Source organism: Ureibacillus sp. FSL E2-3493 (assembly GCF_038077515.1).
Classification (GTDB): Bacteria; Bacillota; Bacilli; order Bacillales_A; family Planococcaceae; genus Ureibacillus; species Ureibacillus halotolerans.
In genome coordinates this window covers 221258-245203 of sequence record NZ_JBBOPK010000001.1, presented here as the reverse complement: position 1 = coordinate 245203, position 23946 = coordinate 221258, and the positions used below count along the sequence as shown (strand labels likewise).

25 protein-coding genes are annotated in these 23946 nt (G+C 35.0%); 5 read left to right on the top strand and 20 right to left on the bottom strand.

What is annotated here, in order from left to right; translation table 11 throughout:
* Nucleotides 1-110: 110 nt before the first annotated feature.
* Together MHH69_RS01335 and MHH69_RS01330 are read right to left on the bottom strand one after the other, a co-directional pair.
* Entirely contained in the window at nt 111-1280 is a 1170-nt protein-coding gene (locus tag MHH69_RS01335) for a saccharopine dehydrogenase family protein (protein ID WP_122971820.1), read from the bottom strand.
* 23 nt (nt 1281-1303) lie between these two features.
* On the bottom strand, nt 1304-2785 hold the full coding sequence (locus MHH69_RS01330) for an aldehyde dehydrogenase family protein (RefSeq protein WP_122971819.1): 1482 nt from the start codon (nt 2783-2785) through the stop codon (nt 1304-1306).
* A 180-nt stretch (nt 2786-2965) separates the two neighbouring features.
* Between MHH69_RS01330 and MHH69_RS01325 the strand changes: the two genes are divergently transcribed.
* Nucleotides 2966-3760: a TIGR00266 family protein gene (locus tag MHH69_RS01325; RefSeq protein ID WP_122971818.1), complete on the top strand. Its 795-nt coding sequence runs from the start codon at nt 2966-2968 to the stop codon at nt 3758-3760.
* Between the two features lie 370 nt (nt 3761-4130).
* On the top strand, nt 4131-5231 hold the full coding sequence (locus tag MHH69_RS01320) for a GerAB/ArcD/ProY family transporter (RefSeq protein ID WP_341361546.1): 1101 nt from the start codon (nt 4131-4133) through the stop codon (nt 5229-5231).
* Between the two features lie 74 nt (nt 5232-5305).
* Here MHH69_RS01320 and MHH69_RS01315 read toward each other — a convergent pair whose 3' ends face one another.
* The 5 genes from MHH69_RS01315 to MHH69_RS01295 all read right to left on the bottom strand — a co-directional run bounded on the left by MHH69_RS01315 (nt 5306) and on the right by MHH69_RS01295 (nt 10462).
* Nucleotides 5306-6133, bottom strand: coding sequence for an undecaprenyl-diphosphate phosphatase (locus MHH69_RS01315; protein WP_122971816.1), 828 nt, complete (start codon nt 6131-6133; stop codon nt 5306-5308).
* A gap of 72 nt (nt 6134-6205) precedes the next feature.
* Nucleotides 6206-7285: a metallophosphoesterase gene (locus MHH69_RS01310; RefSeq protein WP_122971815.1), complete on the bottom strand. Its 1080-nt coding sequence runs from the start codon at nt 7283-7285 to the stop codon at nt 6206-6208.
* Nucleotides 7286-7405: 120 nt separating this feature from the next.
* On the bottom strand, nt 7406-9622 hold the full coding sequence (locus tag MHH69_RS01305) for a sensor histidine kinase (protein WP_341361545.1): 2217 nt from the start codon (nt 9620-9622) through the stop codon (nt 7406-7408).
* Between the two features lie 14 nt (nt 9623-9636).
* On the bottom strand, nt 9637-9780 hold the full coding sequence (locus MHH69_RS01300; RefSeq protein WP_158599689.1) for a hypothetical protein: 144 nt from the start codon (nt 9778-9780) through the stop codon (nt 9637-9639).
* A complete protein-coding gene (locus MHH69_RS01295; protein ID WP_122971813.1) occupies nt 9764-10462 on the bottom strand; it encodes a response regulator transcription factor in 699 nt (232 codons plus the stop codon). The genes MHH69_RS01300 and MHH69_RS01295 overlap by 17 nt, the downstream gene beginning before the upstream one ends.
* A gap of 525 nt (nt 10463-10987) precedes the next feature.
* On the opposite strand from MHH69_RS01295, the gene MHH69_RS01290 reads away from it, so the two are divergent.
* Nucleotides 10988-11713, top strand: coding sequence for a hypothetical protein (locus tag MHH69_RS01290; RefSeq protein WP_122972831.1), 726 nt, complete (start codon nt 10988-10990; stop codon nt 11711-11713).
* Nucleotides 11714-11750: 37 nt separating this feature from the next.
* Here the strand turns inward: MHH69_RS01290 and MHH69_RS01285 are convergent, their stop codons facing one another.
* The 4 genes from MHH69_RS01285 to MHH69_RS01270 form a co-directional block, all read right to left on the bottom strand.
* Nucleotides 11751-12092: a hypothetical protein gene (locus MHH69_RS01285; RefSeq protein ID WP_341361544.1), complete on the bottom strand. Its 342-nt coding sequence runs from the start codon at nt 12090-12092 to the stop codon at nt 11751-11753.
* On the bottom strand, nt 12089-12310 hold the full coding sequence (locus MHH69_RS01280) for a transcriptional regulator (RefSeq protein WP_122972833.1): 222 nt from the start codon (nt 12308-12310) through the stop codon (nt 12089-12091). Before MHH69_RS01280 ends, MHH69_RS01285 begins: the two co-directional genes overlap by 4 nt.
* 289 nt (nt 12311-12599) lie before the next feature.
* The gene (locus tag MHH69_RS01275) at nt 12600-13082 is read right to left on the bottom strand and encodes a hypothetical protein (RefSeq protein ID WP_341361543.1); all 483 of its coding nucleotides are present in this window, start codon (nt 13080-13082) and stop codon (nt 12600-12602) included.
* Nucleotides 13079-13756, bottom strand: coding sequence for a DUF3800 domain-containing protein (locus MHH69_RS01270; protein WP_341361542.1), 678 nt, complete (start codon nt 13754-13756; stop codon nt 13079-13081). The genes MHH69_RS01275 and MHH69_RS01270 overlap by 4 nt, the downstream gene beginning before the upstream one ends.
* A gap of 218 nt (nt 13757-13974) precedes the next feature.
* On the opposite strand from MHH69_RS01270, the gene MHH69_RS01265 reads away from it, so the two are divergent.
* Both MHH69_RS01265 and MHH69_RS01260 read left to right on the top strand, forming a co-directional pair.
* Nucleotides 13975-14124 carry a hypothetical protein gene (locus MHH69_RS01265; RefSeq protein WP_341361541.1) on the top strand — a complete coding sequence of 50 codons (150 nt, stop codon included), beginning with the start codon at nt 13975-13977 and terminating at the stop codon, nt 14122-14124.
* A 233-nt stretch (nt 14125-14357) separates the two neighbouring features.
* Entirely contained in the window at nt 14358-14549 is a 192-nt protein-coding gene (locus MHH69_RS01260) for a hypothetical protein (protein WP_341361540.1), read from the top strand.
* Between the two features lie 53 nt (nt 14550-14602).
* Here MHH69_RS01260 and MHH69_RS01255 read toward each other — a convergent pair.
* From MHH69_RS01255 to MHH69_RS01215, 9 genes are all read right to left on the bottom strand, one after another.
* Nucleotides 14603-15960, bottom strand: a protein-coding gene (locus MHH69_RS01255; protein WP_341361539.1) for an IS3 family transposase whose coding sequence is annotated in 2 segments (ribosomal slippage) — nt 14603-15507 and nt 15507-15960 — 1359 coding nt in all. Because the reading frame shifts where the segments join, the coding sequence is not laid out codon by codon here.
* Between the two features lie 90 nt (nt 15961-16050).
* Nucleotides 16051-16626, bottom strand: a complete 576-nt coding sequence (locus MHH69_RS01250; RefSeq protein ID WP_341361538.1) for a cupin domain-containing protein — start codon at nt 16624-16626, stop codon at nt 16051-16053.
* A gap of 134 nt (nt 16627-16760) precedes the next feature.
* Nucleotides 16761-17582 carry an N-acetylmuramoyl-L-alanine amidase family protein gene (locus tag MHH69_RS01245; RefSeq protein WP_341361537.1) on the bottom strand — a complete coding sequence of 274 codons (822 nt, stop codon included), beginning with the start codon at nt 17580-17582 and terminating at the stop codon, nt 16761-16763.
* Nucleotides 17582-17857, bottom strand: coding sequence for a phage holin (locus MHH69_RS01240; RefSeq protein WP_341361536.1), 276 nt, complete (start codon nt 17855-17857; stop codon nt 17582-17584). The genes MHH69_RS01245 and MHH69_RS01240 overlap by 1 nt, the downstream gene beginning before the upstream one ends.
* The gene (locus MHH69_RS01235; protein WP_341361535.1) at nt 17847-18089 is read right to left on the bottom strand and encodes a hypothetical protein; all 243 of its coding nucleotides are present in this window, start codon (nt 18087-18089) and stop codon (nt 17847-17849) included. Before MHH69_RS01235 ends, MHH69_RS01240 begins: the two co-directional genes overlap by 11 nt.
* A 54-nt stretch (nt 18090-18143) precedes the next feature.
* Nucleotides 18144-18287, bottom strand: coding sequence for an XkdX family protein (locus MHH69_RS01230; RefSeq protein ID WP_341361534.1), 144 nt, complete (start codon nt 18285-18287; stop codon nt 18144-18146).
* The gene (locus MHH69_RS01225; protein ID WP_341361533.1) at nt 18280-18564 is read right to left on the bottom strand and encodes a hypothetical protein; all 285 of its coding nucleotides are present in this window, start codon (nt 18562-18564) and stop codon (nt 18280-18282) included. Before MHH69_RS01225 ends, MHH69_RS01230 begins: the two co-directional genes overlap by 8 nt.
* Nucleotides 18565-18575: 11 nt before the next feature.
* Complete coding sequence (locus tag MHH69_RS01220) at nt 18576-22499, bottom strand: phage tail spike protein (RefSeq protein WP_341361532.1); 3924 nt, start codon at nt 22497-22499, stop codon at nt 18576-18578.
* Nucleotides 22496-23938 (bottom strand): distal tail protein Dit, encoded by a 1443-nt coding sequence (locus MHH69_RS01215; RefSeq protein ID WP_341361531.1) that lies wholly within the window; start codon nt 23936-23938, stop codon nt 22496-22498. The genes MHH69_RS01220 and MHH69_RS01215 overlap by 4 nt, the downstream gene beginning before the upstream one ends.
* Nucleotides 23939-23946: the final 8 nt, after the last annotated feature.

The window sequence follows — 23946 nt, the reverse complement described above, 5'->3', positions numbered from 1 at the left end:
ACTTTTATTTCTTCGTTTCGTTACAAACTTTTTATAAAATTTTTTCCAAAAAAAAAGTGTGAAAAATCGTTTGATTTCTCCACACTTAAAATATTTAATTTGACGTTACACTACCATTTAACAATAGTTGAACGATGGGAAGTTTCTTTAATCATAACGCCCCGTTTTGCCATTTTCTCGATATATTCATCACCAGGAACAATTGATTCAGGCGGATAAACACCGTGCTCAGTAATCACACCACTGCCAACCATAACAGCAACTGTAGCAATCGTACATGCTGTTGCACGAGCCATAGCCGTCATCGTCGTTTTTTCATCTCTTTTAATCGTTAATTCGTATTCATAAGTTAATTGCTCATCGGATTTCTCACCTGAAACAATGACACGCAATAGAACAGCATCTTCTTTATCTCCTAGCGACAGTTTTTTCTTTAGAGCCTCACGGACAACATCGCGGACCGCTACTTCATTTCCATCGACTTCCACTTTATTTCCTTTATCTAAGAACCCTAAATCGGCAAGCAATTGAAACTTTTCTGCATGCCCTTTATAACGAATCGTTTTATATTCAAGGTTTTTAACATGAGGGAAAGTATTCGTTAACGTGGACGTTCCACCAGAAGTATAAAAGGCTTCTAGAACGCCAAATTGATCAAAATAAATTGGCTCAATTCCAGAAAGAGATTTTACTTCAGTTAACTTTCCATCCTTAATTATTTTCGCAGGTTCTGTATAATGATCGATAACCCCTTCTAAAGAAAATACTTGTGTATAATTTAGCGGTGGTTCAGGTTTAGTCGGAATACCACCTACATAAAGCTTTATCGATTCAATCGTATCTAATTTAGAAGCACCATATCCGGCTAATATATTGATCATCCCAGGAGCTACGCCTAAATCAGGAATTAATGTGACATTTTTCGCCTTTGCCTCTTCATGTAATGTCAAAATATGTTCCGTTACTTCCCCGATGTGTCCTCCTAAATCGACAGAGTGGACGCCAACTTCAATAGCTGTCTTTGCAACCCTCTCATTAAATTCATAGAATAGTGCATTAACAGCAACGTCCCCCTTTGCCATGACGTTACGTAATTCATCTTCATTTTTCGCATTTAAAGATACTACTTCGATTTTCGACGTTGAAAGAGAGTCAACAAATTGTTGAGCTGCATTCGTATCGATATCTGCCAAATATATTTTTTCTACATTTTCGATAGAGTTTAAATCCCTCGCTACTTCTTTCCCCATTAAGCCAGCGCCTAAAACTACTACTTTCATTAAACCCATCCCCTTTTTCTGCTTTAGTTTTCAGTATCAATTTGCGCTCGTTGAAGTTTCCCACTATAGTCAACGTAAATACTTTTCCATTCTGTATACACATCCAAAGCTGCTTGACCGGAATCCCGGTGCCCATTTCCAGTTCCTTTTGTCCCCCCAAAAGGAAGATGAATTTCTGCACCTGTTGTTCCTGCATTTACGTAAACAATTCCTGTATCTAAATCTCTTTGTGCTTTAAATATTTTATTAACATCTTGAGAGAAGATAGAACTCGATAAACCAAATTTCACACTATTGTTCACTTCAATCGCTTCATCTAGACTTGCTACTTCGATTATACTTACGACTGGTCCGAAAATTTCCTCTTGGGCGATCACCATATCATTTTGAACATCTGTAAAAATAGTTGGTTCAAAATAATATCCTTTATCAAATGGTGGTGTTGATAATACTCTGCCTCCAACTAGGAGAGTCGCCCCTTCCTTCTTCCCAATTTCAACATAACGGTTGATTTTTTCAAGGGCAGCTTGATTAATAACAGGGCCAACCTTTACCGTTGGATCGAGACCATCTCCTATTGTTAACTGACCAATCGATTTAACTAGCATAGACTCCAATTCAGTTTTAACATCTTTATGGACAATGACACGACTACACGCTGTACAACGTTGACCAGCTGTTCCAAATGCACTCCAAATAATCGCATCCACCGCTAACTGTAAATTGGCATCATCCATTACAATTACAGCGTTTTTACCACCCATTTCAAGGGATACCTTTTTTAAATGCTTACCGCCAAGTTCGGCAACCTTACTTCCTGTTTCCGTAGAACCGGTGAAAGAAATGACTTTGACATCCGGATGCTCAATCATTGCAGTTCCAACTGTTGAACCTGCACCAAATACGACATTGGCAACCCCTTCCGGCAATCCTACTTCTTCTAATATTTTTGCCATTTCGTAAGCCATAAGAGGCGTTTCAGTGGCAGGTTTCCAGACAACTGTATTCCCCGAGACGATCGCCGGAAACGCCTTCCAAGTTGCAATGGCAATCGGAAAATTCCATGGTGTAATGAGGCCTACTACACCAATCGGCGCCCTGACACTCATCGCAAATTTATCTGCAAGCTCGGAAGGAGTCGTTTCCCCAAACAGTCGTCTCCCTTCCCCGGCCATATAAAAGGCCATATCAATACCTTCTTGCACTTCTCCACGTGCTTCTTCAATGACTTTACCCATTTCCTTCGTCAAAATTTGGGCTAGATGTTCCTTCTTTTCTTTTAATTTATAACCAATTTCATATAGAAAATCTGCTCGTTTAGGGGCAGGAACTAGCGCCCAAGATTTTTGTGCTCTTTTAGCTGCTGCTACAGCCTCATCTACTTGAGCTTTTGTTGAAAGGGGAACAGTTGCAAGCTGTTCTCCATTAGCCGGATTTACAACGGGAACTGTCTCTAAACCATCATCTGTTATCCATTTACCATTGATAAAGTTTCTAATTTCCATAACACCCTCCCTATTTTCGCTCGAATTTCCTCTTATATTGTCTTTTATTCGACTTTTTCCACCTTAATTCCTCTATTCATAGATTTAGATTTTATGAAATTTTGAATGAAACCTTTCCGAGAGGTGAAACGTAACCTTAAATGGTATATATGTATTATTAAACTTAGGAGGATATGAATAATGAACAACCATGAAATTGACTACAAATTGCACGGAGATGATATGCAGTTTGTAGAAGTCGAACTAGATCCTAACGAAACAGCCATTGCCGAAGCAGGAAGTTTAATGATGATGGACGAAGCAATCAAAATGGAAACCATTTTCGGTGACGGCTCTAAAAACAGCGGTGGCATTATGGGAAAGTTAATGGGCGCTGGGAAACGATTAATATCCGGTGAAAGTTTATTTATGACAACCTTTACGAATGTGGGCGAAGGAAAAAAACATGTTTATTTTGCAGCCCCATATCCAGGAAAAATTATTCCAATGGATTTAAGTCAATATAACGGGAAAATTATTTGTCAAAAGGATTCTTTTTTAGCTGCTGCGAAAGGCGTTTCTGTCGGTATTGAATTCCAACGTAAAATTGGTGCTGGCTTCTTCGGTGGTGAAGGTTTCATTATGCAAAAACTTGAAGGAGATGGATTAGCATTCATCCATGCCGGTGGAGCTATTGAGAAAATTGATTTGCAAGCCGGTCAAAAGCTTTTAGTAGATACTGGCTGTTTAGTGGCGATGACTTCTTCTGTTGATTATGATATCCAACCTGTTAGTGGCGTAAAAACCGCTTTATTTGGAGGGGAAGGAATATTCCTTGCTTCTTTACGTGGTCCTGGTACAGTATGGATTCAATCGTTACCATTTAGCCGATTAGCAAGCCGTGTATTTGCTGCTGCTCCTGTTTCAAAAGGCGGAGGCGGAAATAATGCAGGTGAAGGCGGAATCGGTGGAATTTTTAATCTGTTTAACGATTAAGTAACCCCCCTTTTTTTCTAAAAAAGAATTCCATCGAATTAAGATGAAAATGCTTGGGCTTTTTCGTTGTCCAAGCATTTTTTATAATTCATTAACTTTCCAAATTATTATTTTCAATCATATTTAAGCAGTTCAAATCTAATTTTCCCCACTCATCTATCTCCCTTTTTGTATGCAAAATTTAAAATCGCATATCGGAAGAATAATTTTATAAATTACGGTAATTATGAAATTAGAAATCCCTTCTGAGTAGGGATATTAAAGGTGACAAGAACAAAATGAAAGATCAATTTTTAAATATCATTGTTATTTTAAATACTAAATCTTACGAGAGCCTTGCATTCCTTAAAGGGAAGAGAAAGGGGTATTAGTGAAAAAGCATTTGCAAATAGACCCAAGTCAAAAATTTAACGCTTCACTTCTCTTATTTACAACTACTGCAGTTCAAATTGGGGTAGGAATACATGGATTTCAAAGTGTAATTTACAAAGAAGCGAAACAAGATGCTTGGATATCCATTATTATAAGTTTTATTGCCGCTCATCTTGTAGTTTTTGTTATGTTTAAAACATTAGAGATGTACGGTTCCGATGATATTTTCGGTATCCAAATAAATGTATTTGGTAAATATTTAGGAAATTTAATGAATTTAGTTTTAATTAGTTACTGTTTATTAGCATTCTTTGTTGTTATAAGAACTTACACAGAAGTTATTAATGTATGGGTATTCCCTGATTTAAGTACATCCTTTATCACCATCACTGTCTTACTAATAGTTATTTATACGTTTTCTGGAGGACTACGGGTAATCATAGGAATTTGTTTCTTTAGTTATGTTTTACCACTATGGATTTTAGCTATCTTATTATTTCCACTAGAGTATGCTAACTACAATCATGTTTTACCTGTATTCGGTAGTGATTTAATCAGTATACTAAAGGGAGCTTATTCCATGTCCTTTACAATTGTAGGTTTTGAAGTATTAAATGTACTTTATCCCTTCGTTAAGGAACAGAATAAGGCAAAAAAATATGTCCACTTAGGACTACTTTCAACATTGGCTATTTATTTATTCGTTATGTTAATTAGCTTATCTTTCTTTAGCGGGGAACAACTTGAAAAATACATTTGGGCTACATTAACAATGTTCAGCATTATCCGTCTCCCCTTTATCGAAAGAATTGAACTTTTTACAATTTGTTTTTGGTTAATTATCATTTTACCAAACCTTTGTTTATATGCTTGGTCTGCCCATCGTGGTTTCATACGAATGATAAAAGTAAGTGAAAAGAAATTTATTTACATTTTCTCAATCATTATTTTTATCGGAACTTTATTTGTAGAATCACGGTCCCAAATTAAAACGATAAATGATTTTTTTGGTAGATTATCTTTCGTTTTAGTGTTTATTTATCCGTTTATTTTAAATGCTATTGCGAATATAAAAAGGTTGTTTTCTAAACTAAAGTAGAAAAAAGTGGAAAATCGAGAAGTAGAAAGTGAAAATGCCGAATAAAAAACGCCTCAAATTTTGAGGCGTTTACATTATAAATATAATACAACAATTAAAATTGCCGCTAAAATTAATCGATAAATTGCAAACGGTACTAGCTTAATACGTGATATTAACTTTAAGAAGAATTTAATAGATATTAATGCGAAAACAAAGGCACTAATAAATCCAAGGGCATAAAATCCAAAATCAGAAGGATTAATTTCGCTCCAGTTTTTCACAAGGGATAAACCACTAGCCCCTGCCATAATCGGAACAGCCATAATGAACGTGAAGTCTGAAGCCGTCTTATGGTCAAGTCCTAACATAACCCCACCTGAAATTGTCGCACCTGAACGAGAGAATCCTGGCCATAAAGATAAACATTGGATTAAGCCGATTTTAAATGCTTTTCCATAGGATAGATCGTCTAAAGATGTAATTTTAGGACGTTTTGGACCAAATTTATCAGCAATAATCATCCAAATGGCCCCAACAATTAACCCAATAATAACTGTTGATGTGAAAAATAAGTTTTCATCAATATAATCTTCGAACAATACGCCAAACACACCAGCAGGAATAATCCCTACGATGACATGTCCTAAATTAAATTTACGAGAAGCCGTTTGTCCTTTAATTTTATATAATCCTACCAAACTTAACATACGCTTCCACATTACGACTACAACTGCTAATATCGAACCTAGCTGAATAACAATTTTAAATGTGTTGGCAGAACCTGGTTCTAAAAACTCCTTTGTCTTTAACCATAGATCATCTACGATAATCATATGTCCTGTTGAAGATACAGGAGCAAATTCTGTCATCCCTTCAACAAAACCAAGGATGACCGCTTTAATAAGTTCAAATAATTCCATAAAAATAATAGTCTCCTCATTTTTTACTTTTGCTTAATTGCACAAAAACCATCAATGTTAAAATCGATTAATTTAGTTGCCCGAAAATGTGATATCAACTACCCATAACTCAGAGCGGCTACCAATTCTTGTAGGTGGACCCCAAAAACCAAAACCCGAAGATACTAAAGCATGCATATTCCCTTTTTTCATATGTCCATAATCAAGTTCAAATAATTTATCGGTAATAAAATTGTTCGGCCACAGTTGTCCAAGATGGGTATGCCCTGATAAATGAAGATCTACCCCTGCCTTTTGCGGAAGATGTAAATCGTAAGGAGTATGATTCATTACAATCCATGGCAATTGTTCCTTTTCAGGCTTAAGCTCAGCAATCGATCGTCTATCTTTATTCGTCACATCTTCCTGACCTGTTAAATACAAACGATTTCCAACTAAAATAGTTTCATCCATCAAAATTTGAACATTTGCATTTTTCATTTCTTCGACAAATTGAGGAATTTTCCCACCATAATATTCGTGATTTCCAAGCACTCCATATACACCATATGTTGACTTTAGCTTTGACATCACCTCTGCCATTCCTTCTTCCAAAAACCATTTCGGATCATCATCGACTAAATCGCCAACTAATAAAACAAGATCCGGGTTTGCATCATTTGATAGCTCCACAAACCTTTGAAGATGTTTTTTGTTCGAAAGGACCCCTAAATGGAAGTCAGATGCTACTACTAATCGGATTGGCTCACCACTTTTGTCAACGGAAATTCCTAAATTACGTACTACTGGAGAATAGGCGTTATAGCTACCCCAAGCAAACAATACAACTAAAAGTCCAACGACAACAGACCCAATAACAGCAATATTTTTTAATGGTGTAAACGTTACTAGGAGATTCGTGATGATACATAATATGAGTCCATACTCAAAAAAGAACATCCAATAGTTACCGACTACTGATAATGGTCTTAAGGTTTCATGAAATCTTCCAATGATAAAACTAAATGCAATGAGGAAGAAAACAATCCAGTAAACTACGGGCCAACGGAAAAGATGAATTGCTTCTAGCCACTTTTTAAAATTTAACCCTAAATAGGTTGTAAGTGCACTATAAATGATGAAGACAATCGATATGCCAACGATTTTCCCCATTCGTATTCCTCCATTATTTGTAATACCCAAAGTATACCATGTTGAGAGAAAATGTTCATATTCAAGTAGTAAAGAGGACGCCCTAAAATGCGTGTTAGGACGTCCTCTATCGGCATACTGTTAACTATTTCCAACAATAGTTACTGTCACTTTAAATAAATCTCCATCTACCTCAACAGTAAGACGGCCATTGTGTAAATCAACAATCGACTGAGCAATCGCTAACCCTAATCCAGAACCATCTGTATGGCGGGAAGCATCCGCCCTTTTAAAGCGTTCTGTAAGCTCTTGAACGTTTTCATTTAATTCATACTTTGAAACATTTTTTACTGAAAACTCAATATTGGATCCAATTTGTTTTAAAGTAACATATACTCTTGTTCCCTCTAACGAGTATTTCAATGTGTTGACAATTAAATTATCAATAACACGCCACATTTTTTGACCATCTACATAGGCATAGAGGGGTTCCTCTGGCATTAAAATACGTAACTCTAAATTTGAAAGGGAAAAGGCCTCTTCATGTTCTCCTATTGCTTGTTGCACCAATTGAGTTAAATCTAGCTTCTGTTTTGTTATTTCAATATTCCCACTGGCCATTTTTGACACTTCAAATAAATCTTCTATTAACGTTTTAAGACGGGCTGATTTTTTATCCAATACATCGATATATTGTTTTCGTTGTTCATCTGTTAAATCCGGGTTCTTTAATAAATCGGTATAGGTTATAATCGACGTTAACGGTGTTCGTAAATCATGGCTAACATTCGTAATAAGCTCTGTTTTTAACCGTTCACTTTTCGCTTGTTCTGACATTGATTTTTTTACACCTTCACGCAATGCATTTAAATTTGCTGCATGCTTGGCTAATGGTGACTTCCCTTTCACCTTAATATCATTTGTTAAACGTCCCCTTGCCATATCTTCCGTCTGTCGCATAATTCGATTAAGATACCCAATTCGACGAAGAAAGAGAATGCCAGCTGGTAATCCAATAAAGAATAGTAAAAGAATATAAATCATGAGTAGCTCAACGCTATACGATGCCCCTACGAAACCAATTCCGGCAAGAAAGAAAATAATTAAAATGGCTACGGATTGTACACCGAGGGAACGGTTTAAAAATAAATCCCTTAGCCCATCTGCAAGTCTGTATAGCATAGCATTTTTTAATTGCTCTTCTATCTTAGGCTCATTTTTAATCGAATCCCAAGTCCATGTTATGCCAAATATTATGGCAGCAACACTTATAAAGACTATAAAAAGAAATATGAGTTCTTCAACACTAGATGTAATTAAATTTATTGGGTTAAAGTAAATGATATTATTGATTAACGAATTACCAATATACTCCATTAATCCAAAGGATATAAAACTTACCACAATAATTAAAATGATGCGAACATCAATAGGAAGGCGTAAGAAAGCATCTTTTACATTGGATGATTCTCTGAACATATCCATTTTTGGTCTAGCAAAAGTAAACAATCCGACAATTGCTAATATACCAGTGACCCATATAACAATAAAAGTTATTTTCGCTATATTAAAATATTGATAATCAGTTCCCAAATTAGAACTACTAAGCATAGATTTTGGTATACTAAAGGATCCTTCATATCTTGCGGATTCTCCATCAATTTGAAATTCCGGAATAGTGTCTTGTACTTCCGAGTAAACATTATTATCATAGGAATTTATATTAACTGAATTATTTACTATTAAAGGATTTTTATCTTCATAACTTTCAGTAAATAGATCAGATTTTTGTTGGGTTCCTGATTCAAATTTTTTTCCATTGTCTATGTTTACAAAGTGATAAGAAAAATAGCTAAATTCATTTAAAAAGGACTTTTTATATTTTTCTTGCTCTGCTGCATACTCATCGATTAATTGTTCCTTTTGTTTTCGAATTTTCTCTTTAACATAATCATCACTTTCAAAGTTCGCTTTAATATCTGCAATTTTTTTATCACGCTCCTCTATTAATAGCTCTTTTAATGTTGAATCTTTGCTCTCCTCTGCCTCCATTATCCGCCCTCTATATTGAGATTGAATACTTTCAACTTGTTCCGTTAAAGAGCCATAACGATATCGATACTCTTCGATTTCTCCTTGCGTAACATTGATTGTTTCCTTTGCCTTTTCAGCATCAAAGGGCATTAAAACGTAGTGGCCTAATTGGTCAATAAAACTTTCCTTCGTAGATTGGAAAGTATCCGATTGAAAATAAGATTTTACTAAATAATTAGGGGCTTGCTTTACAAAGAGCACTATAGAAAATACTGCCCACGTAATAAGAAAAAGAGTGAGGAGTAATTTCCCTTTATTTTTCATCAATGGATCCTCCTCTAAAATAATCTCTCAAAAAATCGAATCGCCTCACCGATATGTTCATTAATAAATTGCCAAGTCTTCATTCCGATTATGAACATACCAATAATACTTGCGATAAAACTAATAGTCGTCACACTTTTTTCAATTTTGTTTTTCAATTTTATATCCAATTCCCCACACAACCTTTAAAAATCTTGGATTTTTCGGATCAGCTTCAATTTTCTCGCGAATTTTTCGAATGTGCACTGCTACAACATTCTCAGCATTATAAGCTTCTTCATTCCAAACAAGTTCATAAATTTCTCGAATCGAAAATACTCGTCCAGCATTTTTTAATAGAAGTTCCGTAATTTTATATTCGATTGGTGTCAGTTTAACAAGTTCCCCATCTAATCGTACTTCCTTTGCTTCGACATCAAGGGTTAAACCGTTCGATTCATATTTTGTAGACTGGGCATTGTACGTACCTAGTTGAACGTAACGTCTTAATTGGGATTTCACCCGGGCAAGAAGCTCCATTGGGTGAAAAGGTTTTGTAATATAATCATCTGCCCCTACTGATAATCCATGAATCTTATCAGTATCTTCGGCTTTTGCACTTAACATAATAATCGGGATGTTTCGCTCGGCGCGAATTTTAAATGTTGCGGAAATCCCATCCATATTCGGCATCATAATATCGAGAATAATTAAATGCACTTCATGTTCTTCCAACAGTTTCAATGCTTCGACTCCATCTGCCGCCTTTAAAACATTGTAGCCTTCATTTGTTAAATAAATTTCAATTCCATCACGAATATCTTTATCATCATCTGTAACGAGCACGGTTAACTTCTCCATTGCCCTCACCTCATCTTTTTCTTATAGTTTTATATTAGCCATCGTTTCTTAAAAAGCAGTAAGTATAATTCTGAAGAAATTCTTAAGATATCATTGTATTTAGGTGTATTTCAAATTCTAAAAATCCAGCAATTACGCCTATTTTCAGTATATTACCATATTTTAGCTTTATTTAAGAGTGGTTAATAGTATTTATCTATGGTGGGTAAATTGGGGTACCGAACTTTTTAAACTGGGGTACAGTGGGGTACATAAAAGTACTTACCAGATGATATTCAATTATCGTATGTATTACGTTCTTTCACACATGAAATATATATTCTAATATCTAGTTATATAATGTTAGATTCTCGTTATACTTTTGCTCTGTAGGTATTCGCTTTTTTATACAAATGTATACCTACAATTGAGGTGGTATCATCAAAACATCATCATTTTTGTGATGATATAGTAAAAAAATATGTGATATTGTTATGAATTACCTTTATAGTTATTTATGTACAAAATAATAATGAGGTGAAAAATTTGAGTGCTTTTTTAGGTGTAATAGGATTTTTAGGAATAATAGTAGGAATCATTTTATTAATTCTAGGATTAATTAGAAAGAAAAAAATGAAAGGTGGACTTGTATTAGCTCTATCTTTTGTAGTATTTATAATTGCATTGTTTATTCCATCACCAGATTCGAAGAATACTACAAAACAAGCTGTGGAAAGTGAAACTAAAGAAGTAGCTGAAACATCAGAAAAAACTGAGGAACCGAAAGAAGAAGAATCTACAGAAAAACCTTCGCAAGACGAGGTGACTTATTATCAAACTGAAGTGTTACCAGCGATTGATGACTTTCAGGCTGAATATGATAGAATTTGGAATGATTTATGGGTAACAACATTTAATGGTGTATCAGATGGTTCAGTAGACGTGTACACAGCGTATCGAAATATGACTTTTATTGAGACAAACTATAATGTGCTAAGCGATAATATAGCGGAATTTGAAGGAGAAAATTTATCAAAAGAGAATAAAAAGTTATTAGAAAGCTATAAAGAAAAGTTAATTGAATCTGCAGATTATCGTGCAATAGCAAGTAGAAGCGCCGCAGAAATGTTTGATGAAGGTAATTTAAAACCATCTAAAGTTGAAGAAATTAAATCAATAATTTCTTCTGGTGATGTAGAATTAATGCAGGCTATGGCAAATAGACTATCTATTGAAGAGAATTTAGGATTAACACAACAAACAACAGATTAAACAATAGAAAGAGTCACTCATTGAGTGGCTTTTTTTATTACACGTTTAATAATCGCTTTATCTCATCATCAACCTTATTTTTTAGTGCAATATTCATGTATCTACTATGATGTTCAGTCCCCTTATCCATAATCACATATTCTGTGATGTCTTTATCAATTCGAATTTCCGCTTGTACTTTAATACCACTCTTACCTAGTTGGGATCTCACTTCTCTTAATTCATTTTGAACTACAGTAATTTGTTGCCCCATCCACATAGCTAATGGACGATTTATTTTAATATCATTTAAATGTTTTAGATCGCGCTCTAAAGTTCGTTTAGTTAAATCAAGGATGATTTGTTTATGAATTAATTCAGCAGCATTAAAGTCAATCAAATTACTTCACGCTCTTTCCGGATAACTGGTACTAATGCTAGAACATTATCGATACAAAATACTCGATTAGCATGTTTCAAAAAGCAATAAGCATTAAATTTATCATCAGATACTTTCGTTACTTTAATACGTCTTTTAGTGATTTCGCCATTTTTAGCAATGTACATCATATCAACTAACTGATTGCGTTGCATTGCTTTTAATAACTGTCCTTTCATTAATACCACTCCTTTTACAGAACGTTAGTTCTTATTTTACGCTAATTATAGAACAGTTGTTCCTCTTTTGGCAATAAAAAATCCAGGTAGTAAAATACCTGGATTAATTAATTTAAGTAGTGAATTAGTTAAGTTAGCTAATTTAATTATACTTTTGGTTTAAATTTTCAAATACGAAAAAAAACCACTAATCTGTGAGTGGTTTTTTTCTGCACGCTGATTCCGGTTCAGCGAGCCAAACCTTTGTAGGTCCTGCTACTATAAGTAAAGGACTAATGTTATTTTCATATTAAGTTATTTCAGTTTCCTTTGTCAAGCATATATCACTTAAACTTCCAACTGGACTTGACTTAATCTTTTCAACTACCTCTTCATTGTCACATAAAAATGCGGTAACAAATGTTGCAGTATTAGCTTTTTTAGCATTTAATCTTATTACTACAACATAATTATCTGGAGTCACTAAGCTTACTCTTCTATTGGAATCGTACTTCTTTTTTTTCTTATCATATCCACTAAATACAGGAATCGAACTATCGAGCAAAATATCTCTAATCCACCTAATCCTTTGTGCTCGTTCAGTGCTAAAGATTGATTTATCAGCTTTTTTCCGGTTAGAACTTGTAAAAAAAGCATGCTCGAATCTTTCAGGGTAAAATCTAACCAATATGCCGTCGTGCGTTACTATTTCTTGATTACAGTACTCTTCTTCATATACTTTTTTATATTCGGCCTCTGAATGAAGGATGAGTAAATCTTTATATATTGTCATAAATTTATTTTAAAAACATTAAATTTACTTTGATTTTTAATTGTTGGTTTAAGAACATGGCCGATATGTTCTTCTATTCTGCTAATGACAGCCAATTTTGCGGAACTAGTTTCGTATCCATTAAATTTATAACCAACGGCACCCATCAAAACATCGACTAACTGAATTAATACAGATTGCTTAGATTCTATAGCTTGAACATTTTCTACATATGCTAAAGAAGCTCGATTTAAAACATTATCCAATGTACTTAATCGATCACGTTCTTTATTCTTCTTATAGTCTAGGAAAATTGAGTACTCTTTATTCCAATCTAACCAATGAAAGATTAATTGGTAATAAAATTTATAAAATCCTAATTCCTGATCAGAATCATGATATTTTTGTAGATTAACTTTAGCCGAGTCGATAACTATACATCGAAACCTAATTGCCTTATTTTCAAAAAATATATTGATTAAATCTAAATAGAACTCAACTTTAGAAGGGGATACATTTTTCCATTTAATTTCACCAAATAGATTATGCTTAACTCGTAATCTTTGTATATCTTTTTTGATTTTCCTAATATTACTTTTATCTATCCACACTCCACCTAAAACTGAATATCTATCAACGGGTCTATCTTGCCCTATCATTTCTGGTCTGTTTTCATCACAATAAATGTGGTACATATTTAATCCTCACAAAATAACAAAATTTTATACAATTATAACTTATAATTTCAAATAATTCCAAAATTCAACATCCATAATTTATAGTGATTAACAAAAACCAAGGACACCGATTTTTGGTAATAAAAACTTTGGTTTTTTTAATATTTTTAACTGGAAATTGTTGACATTTTATAAACCATGGTATATAATTAAAATATAGAAAGGAGGTGAACAAAGTGGATTATGATAAGGTTTTAACTTACTTAATCTCAATATCAACGGTGATTCACTTACTGACAAGTTCAGCAAAGAACATCAAAGATATTAGACAAAGTAAGAAAGAAGAAAAGCGACGCCCTCCCGCAAAGAAGAAACGTCGCAAATAAGAACCCCGAAGGAGGTTAACCCCTCCTTCACCCTTATCTTATCATATCCATTTAATTATGAAAAATATAAGTTATGGTATTGCTTTTGCATTTGCATTGTATGTTTTGATTGAAATGGTTAACTGGAACGATCCAAAATTCTTCGATTACTCCATGATTGTTATTTATTCGATTTGTTTAATTTTAGTAATGTTTAACTCAATTTTATATCTTAAGAAAATGAGGGATAAAAAATGACTGAAAAAAAGACATCTGAAGCTCAAAAAAGAGCAACTCAAGCTTATAGGGAAAGAAACAGGGAAAAAGCGCGAAAGCAAAGTGCGAAGAGTTCAGCTAGAACCTTTATTAATAAATACGGTGATATAGAGGAATTGAAAGAGTTGAAAATATTAATTGAAAAAAGAATTGAAGGACTATCCGAATAAACGAAAAAACCGCCCTCTACATGAACTGACCCAAAAAAGTTAGACATATTTTGTTAGGCGGCTTCCAAGACCTTTGTTCGGTATTCTACCGGGCTTAGGTCTTTTAATTTTGCCTTCATTCGTTTGTAATTATAGTACTCAATATATAACCTTAATTCTTCTTCAAAATGTTCGATACTATTAAACTCTTGCAAGTATAATAGTTCAGATTTTAAGATGCCAAAGAAACTCTCCATTGCTGCGTTATCAAGACAATTCCCTTTGCGGGACATACTTTGCTTGATACCGTGTTTTTGGAGTGTTTTCTGATATTGTTTCATCTGATAATGCCATCCTTGATCTGAATGTAGGATCACTTCATCTCCTATTTGAAGACGTGTTAACGCCTGATCAAGCATATCTGATACAAGTTTATATACAGGTCTTTTCATCAGTATATAAGCGATAATTTCACCATTACATAAATCCATCACAGGAGATAGGTAGCGTTTTTCACCAAATAAATGAAATTCTGTTACATCAGTTACCCACTTTTCATTCATTTTCTCTGCTTTGAAATCTCGTTCTAATAGATTTGGTGCAATTCGACCAACTTGTCCTTTATAAGAACGATATTTCTTCATTCTTACCAGACATTTTAATCCCAATTCATTCATGAAACGGTTGATTGTTTTTGGATCATGTTGGAATCCGTATTTTTTCAATTCACTCGCAATACGACGATAACCATAACGCCCCTTGTGTTCGTGATATATTGATTGAATTGCCTCCTTAACTTCGGCATATTTATCTTCACGATTCATTCGCTTTTCCCAATAATAATAAGTGCTTCGAGGAATATTTGCGACTTTAACTAATTCTACGACATCATAAATGTGCTTTAGTTCAAAAATTACTTGCGCTTTGATTTTATTTGTAATTTTTCCTGTCCCTGAACTAAAGCATTCAACTTTTTTAAATACGCATTCTCCATTTCTAGCTGTTTAATGCGTGCTTCAAGTGCCTCTACAGAACCATCAGCTGGAACCGATTTCGATGTCTTCTTGTTTAATTTATTCATGGATGGACGCCCCTTTTTCTTTGAATTGAGGGCATCAAATCCACCTGTTTCAAATTGATTACGCCATTTTCGAACTAATTTTGAAGATGAAATATTGAAAATAGCAGCTGCATCAATAGAGGACGTACCCGTTTCATTCATATAATTAAGTACATCCATTTTAAACTCTGCAGAGTAACTTGTATATGATTTCATAAAGGCTTCCACACCATGTTGTTCGTATAAACGAATCCAAGAAGTTAATTCAGATACGATTACACCTTCTTCTCTAGCAATTTGTTTTACACTTTCTTGTCCATTTACATAACGTAATAATATTCGTATTTTTTCATCTTTTGTAATTTTAGTCATAAAAAACACCCCGTAAAAGTTAGATTGGTGTCTAACTTTTACGGGGCATATCAACATTGGAAAGGCGGTTTTAATTTTGATTTACCATTTTTAATGTTCAGATTCAATTGCTTCTGCTTTTGTGGTATGCACAGTTCCAAATGGATGATTAGGCGGAGCATAAATTGTATAAAGTTTTAGTGGCGTATTACCTATGTTTGTTATGTTATGCCAAGTTTTTGCAGGTACCATTATAGCTGAATCTTCGTATACATTTCTTTTAAATGGTAAGTTATCTTTACTTTTGCCCATTTGGACAATTCCTTGCCCCTGTTCAATACGTAAAAATTGGTCAACATCGGGATGTATTTCTAGTCCAATATCTTCTCCTGGATTCAAGCTCATTAATGCAACCTGTAAATGGTCCCCCGTCCATAAAACAGTACGATAATTATTATTTTGCTCTGATGCTTCATTAATATTAATAACAAAAGGATTTTTACCATAGTCTTTTAAAGCTATTCTATTACTAGTTCTATTACTAAAGAGGTGATAATAATTTAAACGATTTCTTCCCATTATGTCATTGTTATAGGGATAGTAATGTATTTCTCCACCAAAATTATTTATCCTAGAATTACAGTAGTACATGTTATGGTATGGATAACCATACGGATAATAATACATCTATTCAGCCCTTTCCTAAATACTTCGTAATATCATATGCTTATATCTGAGAAATGTGTCCTTAATAGACTATTAGGTGATAGAAAACAAAAAAGACCAGGCTCACAATTAAATGAATACCTGGTCTTTGTTTTTTATTTTTCTAACTGAATATCGTAATTAAATCCTTTTTTCAATAACCATTGTTCTAACTCATATTTCCCTTTAGAATCTTGTGGGTACCAATAGGATTCAAGCATGTACTTCCCGTTTGTACACATGACTTTGTAGTCTAATTTCTTGCTATCTAAATACTTTTTCAAAGCTACTAATCCTGAATTTGTTGCGGATGGGAACCAATAAACACGGACATTGTGACGTTTACGTTTTACGGTCGCTTTTGCAACTTGTACTTTTTTCTTTAATTTCGCTTGTTTGGCCAACCCTGTAGCACTAGCTACCCCTATTGCTTTTAAAAATGCTTCATCTTTTAATAATGCATTCTCTTCTTTATTATCTATAAATAAATTTTCGATTAATACTGCAGGCATTTCCGTTTCTCTTAACACTGATAAATTAGCCCGTTTTTTGCCTCGATCTTTTACACCAGGATAAAATTGCTTGATAGCTTTTAATACTTCATCATGCACTGCGTTTTGAAGTGCTTTCGTTTCTTTTTGAACAGGTCCATCATAAATAAAGGTTTCAAACCCTTCTCCACCACCTGAATTTACATGATATGAAGCGAAGTAATCAGCTCTCCAGTTGTCAGCTAAATCATCACGTTTGCTTAAATCTACTGTGGTATCTGTTGTACGTGTTAGACGTACCTCTGCATTTTCATATTGCTCAAGTTCTGCTTTTGCATATTTTGCTACTTTTAAATTCACGTCATCTTCTTGGAGTCCAAATTTTACGGCACCGGGGTCAATTCCACCATGCCCTGGATCGAGTTGAAATTTCACTACTGGTCCCATTATTTTTCACCTTCCTCTAAATCGTCTCTAGGTTTGTTGTAACCAAGAGCTTGTTCACTATCTCCTAATCCACTTGTAGTAGGGTCTTGTACAATACCGATTAGCACTAAAATTGATAAAACAGTATTAAAAATAGCGGTAGCCTGTTCGCTAACCGCTGCTGATAATCCGTATCCAAATAAGTCTGCTACTTGTTGAACCAGTAATAATACCAATGCAAATGCCGAAACTAAAAATGTTTTACTTTGTAATCTTACCTTCCAATTAATTTTCATATTTATGTTCCTCCTTTGTTCTTACACCTGTTACTGTTTCAAGGACAACAATACGAATCTCGTGATCGTTGATTTTCTTTTTAGATTCTTTTGTTGTGGAATTTAATTCTTTGATATTTTCATTGAGTAAAAGGATGTTTTTATTTAAGTTGTACGTAATCCGCCAAATAAACAAGAGACCTCCACAGAGAGCTCCTACAATTGGCAACCAATCATTAATTGTTTGAATCATTTAGGCACCGTCCTTGTTGCATAATAAAAACCCTCCACAATTGTGAAAGGCTTGTTAAATACTACCTGTATAAGGTTCTTTTACAATTTGTTCATATTCTTCCGCAGTAATAACATTGGCTTTTACCGCATCACCAACTTGTTCTTTCGTCCATAGCTTTGCTATGTAGAAGTATTTTATCTTAGTAAAATTAAGCATTCTTAACACTTCCCGTCATAATGGCATACCACATATCTGCTATTTCCTGTTCCGGTTTTGGCTTGTTTTTTAACAATTCTTCGGCTTCAATTTGTTGTTGTCGATATACTTCATCTAAAATTATTTCTCCATCGACAAAAACATAATTTGAAGGATGATCTAATACATCATGATCATCCTCAACTTCAATTTCAACATTATTTTGAATGAATGGGCTAGTAGTACTGCAACCTAGTACTTTATTATCTTGGGGATTTACAAGCAAATATAGTTTCATATCTCCACCACCTAATACATTAATACTTGTCTTAATACTGCTTGTTGTGCATTAATTCCACTTTGGTTATTTGCTACACCAGTAATTGTGTTATGTGTAATACTTAATGCTTTAATCGTAAATGCATTACTATCTGCTTCATCAACCGGAACCATAAACAATGTGTGATTTCCTAATCTACTCTTTGGAATATAGGTATAAACGTAATTCCAGTTGTTTGCTGCACCTGATGAATAAGCGCTCCACACTAATATCCAACCGTTCGGACATTTTTGTAATGGTACATCGGGTGTGATGACCGTTGAAGCATTCATAAAGGCCACCCCATTCCACAACACCCTTTGTTTATTGAGAACATCGTATTGACCATTCGCTACTTTCCACACGTTGGCTTCTTCATCGTATAGACCTGGTTTATCGTTTTCGATTAATTGAACTCCATCTATCTGTGCCCAGTTTGCATTTGCTCCACTAAGTACAATTTCAATTCCTTCTGTATTATCAGCAAACACTGGAGTTGTAAATGTAAGACCATATCGTTCCACCGAATAATCACTTGCAACAGCAGTGAACGTTTTACTAGCAACTAACGATAATCTTGTACCTGCTGCATCTACATGATAAATATCCACTTTCGGTACAGCCCCAGCAGATACATTCCATTGCCTTTTTGCGTAAAAAGATAGCGTATATACTGTAGAAGGAGATAGGGTGTGTATTTGTTGTGCCATGGCATCCGTAGATCGTACACAAACCCCTTTAGAGCCAAAAATCGGCATAGATCCTTTCCCACTCGGTCCAAAACTAACGGCTAATTTCGGCGTTCCTCTGGTAATGTACCAAGGTGTATTCGGATAAAATCCAAAGTACATATCGTCCCAGCTGTACTGTAAATCCGTACTATTAGGCAGTGCATCATGTTGTTCTACTAATTCAAAGGAATGATCTTGAACATGGTTAGTTTTAGAAGCGATGGAATAACCTAAATTACTATTATTATCTTTAAGAATAAAGTCACCATCTTTTACACTAACCTCACCAAATGTTCCCGTTACCCCTCGGACTTCTCCCTCAATAACCGCGTTTAATGCATAAATCTTGCCGTTTGTATCAGCGTAAAACATGTCTAACCAAGGCGAGGAAGTAGTTGCTCTTTTTTGAATCTTAAAACCACCTGTAGCGTTTGCAATGGTTCTAACCAAACCATTGGAAAGCATTATTTCCATACCTTCCTCTTTTGTTACTTTAAAACCGTTATATAAGTTACCTAGTCCAACAGAAGCATCTTTTGCGTTTTGTTCGGCTTGTGCAATGTTCCTTTCCACGTCTTTAGGGGAAATATCCCACGGAGTAGCAACATTTCCTTCTTCCATTTGAAGTTGAGTAACATACATATAAGGTGTTGTTACGTCGGCGCCAAAATCAGCATTCGCACTACTACCTACTAAAAACCTAACGCCTGTACCATCTCGGTTGGCCTTAAAGTGATGCGTTATTTTATAATATTCATAGCCATCCATTACAACTTTTGGACAATCGGCAAATTGAATTGTATCCATTCGTTGGTTACTTCCACCATCGTTATAAATTAAATAACAATATGACCAACTTCCAAAACCACCGCCACGCATATAATAACTAACTGTATAATCTTGTCCGCCTTTCACATTGAAACCGTATAACGATGCGCTCGATTGATAAAAACCGATAGATGTACCAGCCGTTACCGCCAACCCTCTAGTGTGAACGAGTAAGGCGTTGGGGAATCCGTCTATTGTCGTTGTGCCAATTGTCCCTCTATTAGACCATGGCGTCCAACCTATGCCGTCTTTAAAATCCGTTCTAACGAACATATTCTTTCCGCCAACCTGAACATTATCGTACAAAGGTGACCAACTATAGTCCGCTGGGTTTGTGCTTTCTGTCGCTGTAGTCTTGTTATAGGCTAGTCCTAAATATCTTTTTCCGTCAGGTGAATCCGACATCCCATTACCTTTATCATCATCAGCATATTTTAGCCATGTGTAAGTTGGAGTACCATCCTCTCCTGGAGGTCCCGGTACACCTTGGTCACCTTCGATTTTGGCCCAAAGATAATCAGCGTAGTCGTCCGATTCTGTCGGCGTTGTCTTATTGTAAGCAATACCCATGTACTTTTTACCATTAGGTAAGTTTGACATGCCACTTGTCGGCGTATCAGCGTATTTTATCCAGGTATAAAGCGTTTGACCGTCCTCTCCTGGTGGCCCCTGAATACCCTGTGGACCTGGGTCTCCTTTTTCACCTTTTATTAACGTCCACTTGTACTTGGTTGGGTCTGTACTATCTGCACTTATAAAGTCTGTATACTGCCCGATATAGAGTTTGTTTGTACTATCTGTTGTACTAAAACCTACTGTTCCCGTTGCATTGTTTGCATAGGCTACATGGAAATATGGTGTGCGCCCATCTTCCCCAGGGGGTCCAGGAATACCTTGTGACCCATCGGCACCTTTAACTAAAGTCCACTTATATTTAGTTGGATCAGTAGATGCTACCGGGTTAGAATCGACATACATTCCGATATACGCTTTACTTAACGTATTCGTGAAAGTAAATCCGACTGTTCCCGTTTCGTTGTCAGCATAAGCAATATGAGTATAAGAAGAGGTGCCATCCTCTCCTTTTTCTCCTTTAATTAAAGTCCAAGTATAATCTTCGGGGTTTTCAGGCGCTGCATCTGTTTTAGTAATTGCAACCCCCATATAGCTCGCATTTGTAGAGTCCTCTGTCATGCCACTCCCGTCTGGATATTGAGAATAACGTACCCAAATGTAAGTTAACTTCTTATTAATTTCAGATTGTAACGATTTCCAAATTGCTTTAACATCTTCTTCTGTATATTCAATAAAATCTCCTAAAGTAACTTTCTTCTGAGATTTATCACTCAAGGAACGTTCCATAGTATGAACTCGAGCTTCAAGATATAGAGGTGGTTTAAATTTTGTATCCTTAATTTTTATAGTGTCACCAAAACGAATCTTTTTATTTTCAAGACCTGGTATATGTTCTAAATCAGCAACTTCACCACTATACTCTACAATTGTATTAATTCGTTTATCTAACTCTGTACGAGTGTATTGAGTTAATTCGTCTAATGTCATGTCACTGTTTGAAGTAGTTGGTTCATAAGGTTCAATGAGATGCATAAGTTTACCAGTATCAGGGTCAGGTCTTCCCCATCGTTGAAGTGCTTCATCATCTGTGACAAGTGCAGTTAACCTTGTACCATCTTCTTTTTCCGGTCCAATCCCTAACAGAGCAGTAACGATATTTGAATTATCTTCTTTGCGTTCAATACCAATTAAATCTTTTCCAAACTCTACTTCTCGCCCTCTCCATTCACCTTCACGTTTTAACAAATCCACATATCTGGCTACCACTTTATTGTTATTAACAACAATACGAAATCTTTTTTCTAAGCTAAACTCATTCGCTATTGTATTTATAAAGGCATAAGGATTGGTATAGTCCTCCACAACAAATGTTCTAGTACCCATACCCTCTAAAATACCTGCCTGGAATTCAGTGCCTGCTAAAGTATGTGCCATTATAGTAGAAATTGTTTGGTCTTTAAAAGTTTGCGGTTCTATTACCTTTGCCTTTTTTAATTGAAGGTAGGAAGCTGTTGTATAAACTTGTGTATATAGAGCATTATTTGAACGATATTCACGTGAGTTTTCTATAATTAACTCTATGAAATTGTTATCTTCATCTGGAATAACAACTCGATTTCGATCTGTTAAAAATTCAGAGTATTTCCTATCCGCAAATGTTGTAAAATCATAGGTTTCTTGATTATCTTTTAAAGATTTTGAGTGTATATCATTCCAAAAATCCCCCAAAGGGATAAAAGAGAGTATCTTGCCTGTTTCTCCATCTGTTATGTGTATCATTTATATCTCTCCTTAAATCTAACCTTTGTTCTTAATGACATATCAGGTAATACATATAATTCATTTGTGCCCTTCTTCAATTTAAAGAAATTAGCGCCAAAGTCTTTTAAATCCATGCGACTTTCCCCATTAATTAAAATGTCACAAGTAGTATGATCAAATGTAATAACATCCCCTGTATAGGCAATAAACGGTATTTGTTCAATTTTTTGTTCAGTAAGAGCGTACGCTTTTATATAATCAATACGATTCGTATGCGGTGAAGCTGTAGTTCCATATTTGTCTATGAAAATACCGACATATTTTAATTTCCCTCTAAATTTATCCTCTGTCACTGTCCAGCTAGCTGTTAAAGGGTCCATATGTTTTCCGTCACCTAAGACACGAGCTACATAAAATGTATATTTGTCTCCGATACGTTGTAAACGCATATAAGCCGGAAAGTTATCCCATTCTTTTTGGTAATTACGGGAACTAATTAGGTAATTTTTGAAATCGCCAATAAACGGTCCAATACGACCCTCAGCCAATTTCCTCTCAACATAAATCGAATTATCAACTGCAGTCATTATTGCAATTTCTCTCATTTCATCATCAAATAAATAAAAACCAAACCTTCCCGTTTGGTTTACATTATCCGTATATAATTGACCACGTAATTCAATTTCGAAATCACCGGTTAAAGGCACCTCTTTGTAGACAGATGGGCCATGAAACCCTGTACCTGTTCCATATGATGGAGCAGTTATACCCGCACCATCATAGCCAATTGTACCTTGTGAGCCACCTTCCATATCACTTGTAGCCGTTGTCCATTCACCAATGGTCGTCCCCGTTTCTTCTAACAATAGAGTTTTGGTGTCCACAATTTGCGTATTCACATCTGCAGGGGCACCGATTAACATATATTCATTATCTTGATTTTGAACCATAGCAAATGTTACTGGTCGTAAAACTTCTAATTCAAATATTGGATCAGCTTCTGCTGTACCTTCACTTCTAAACGAAACGCTATCGGATGGAAAGTTAATTATTCTTTCATCGCTATATTTATAAGGGTCCGGACAGATAAAAGAAATAGTACCTTCTCCTATTTCAAGAAATTCCGAAATATCAAAACTACCATCCACAAGGGCATAATAAACACGATCTGGCTCATCATCAAATATCAATTCTTGAGGTTCTTCTGTAATTAACCATTCGGCCAATTCCTCTTCAAGTTTACGTAAATCCTCACGTGATTCACCATCGTAGAAAATTTTTTGTCTAATTGGTCTCACATTCGTGGTGGTACTTTGCAGATAAGCTCCGGGTTTACCTGGAATAGTTAGTAAATTTCTTGAAATGGGAGCCCATGCTGAACGTTCAGTACTATCGTCCTCTAGATAAATCCAATCTTTTTTAATTCCGCCGAAACTAAAAGAATATAAACCTTGCAATTTTTTCA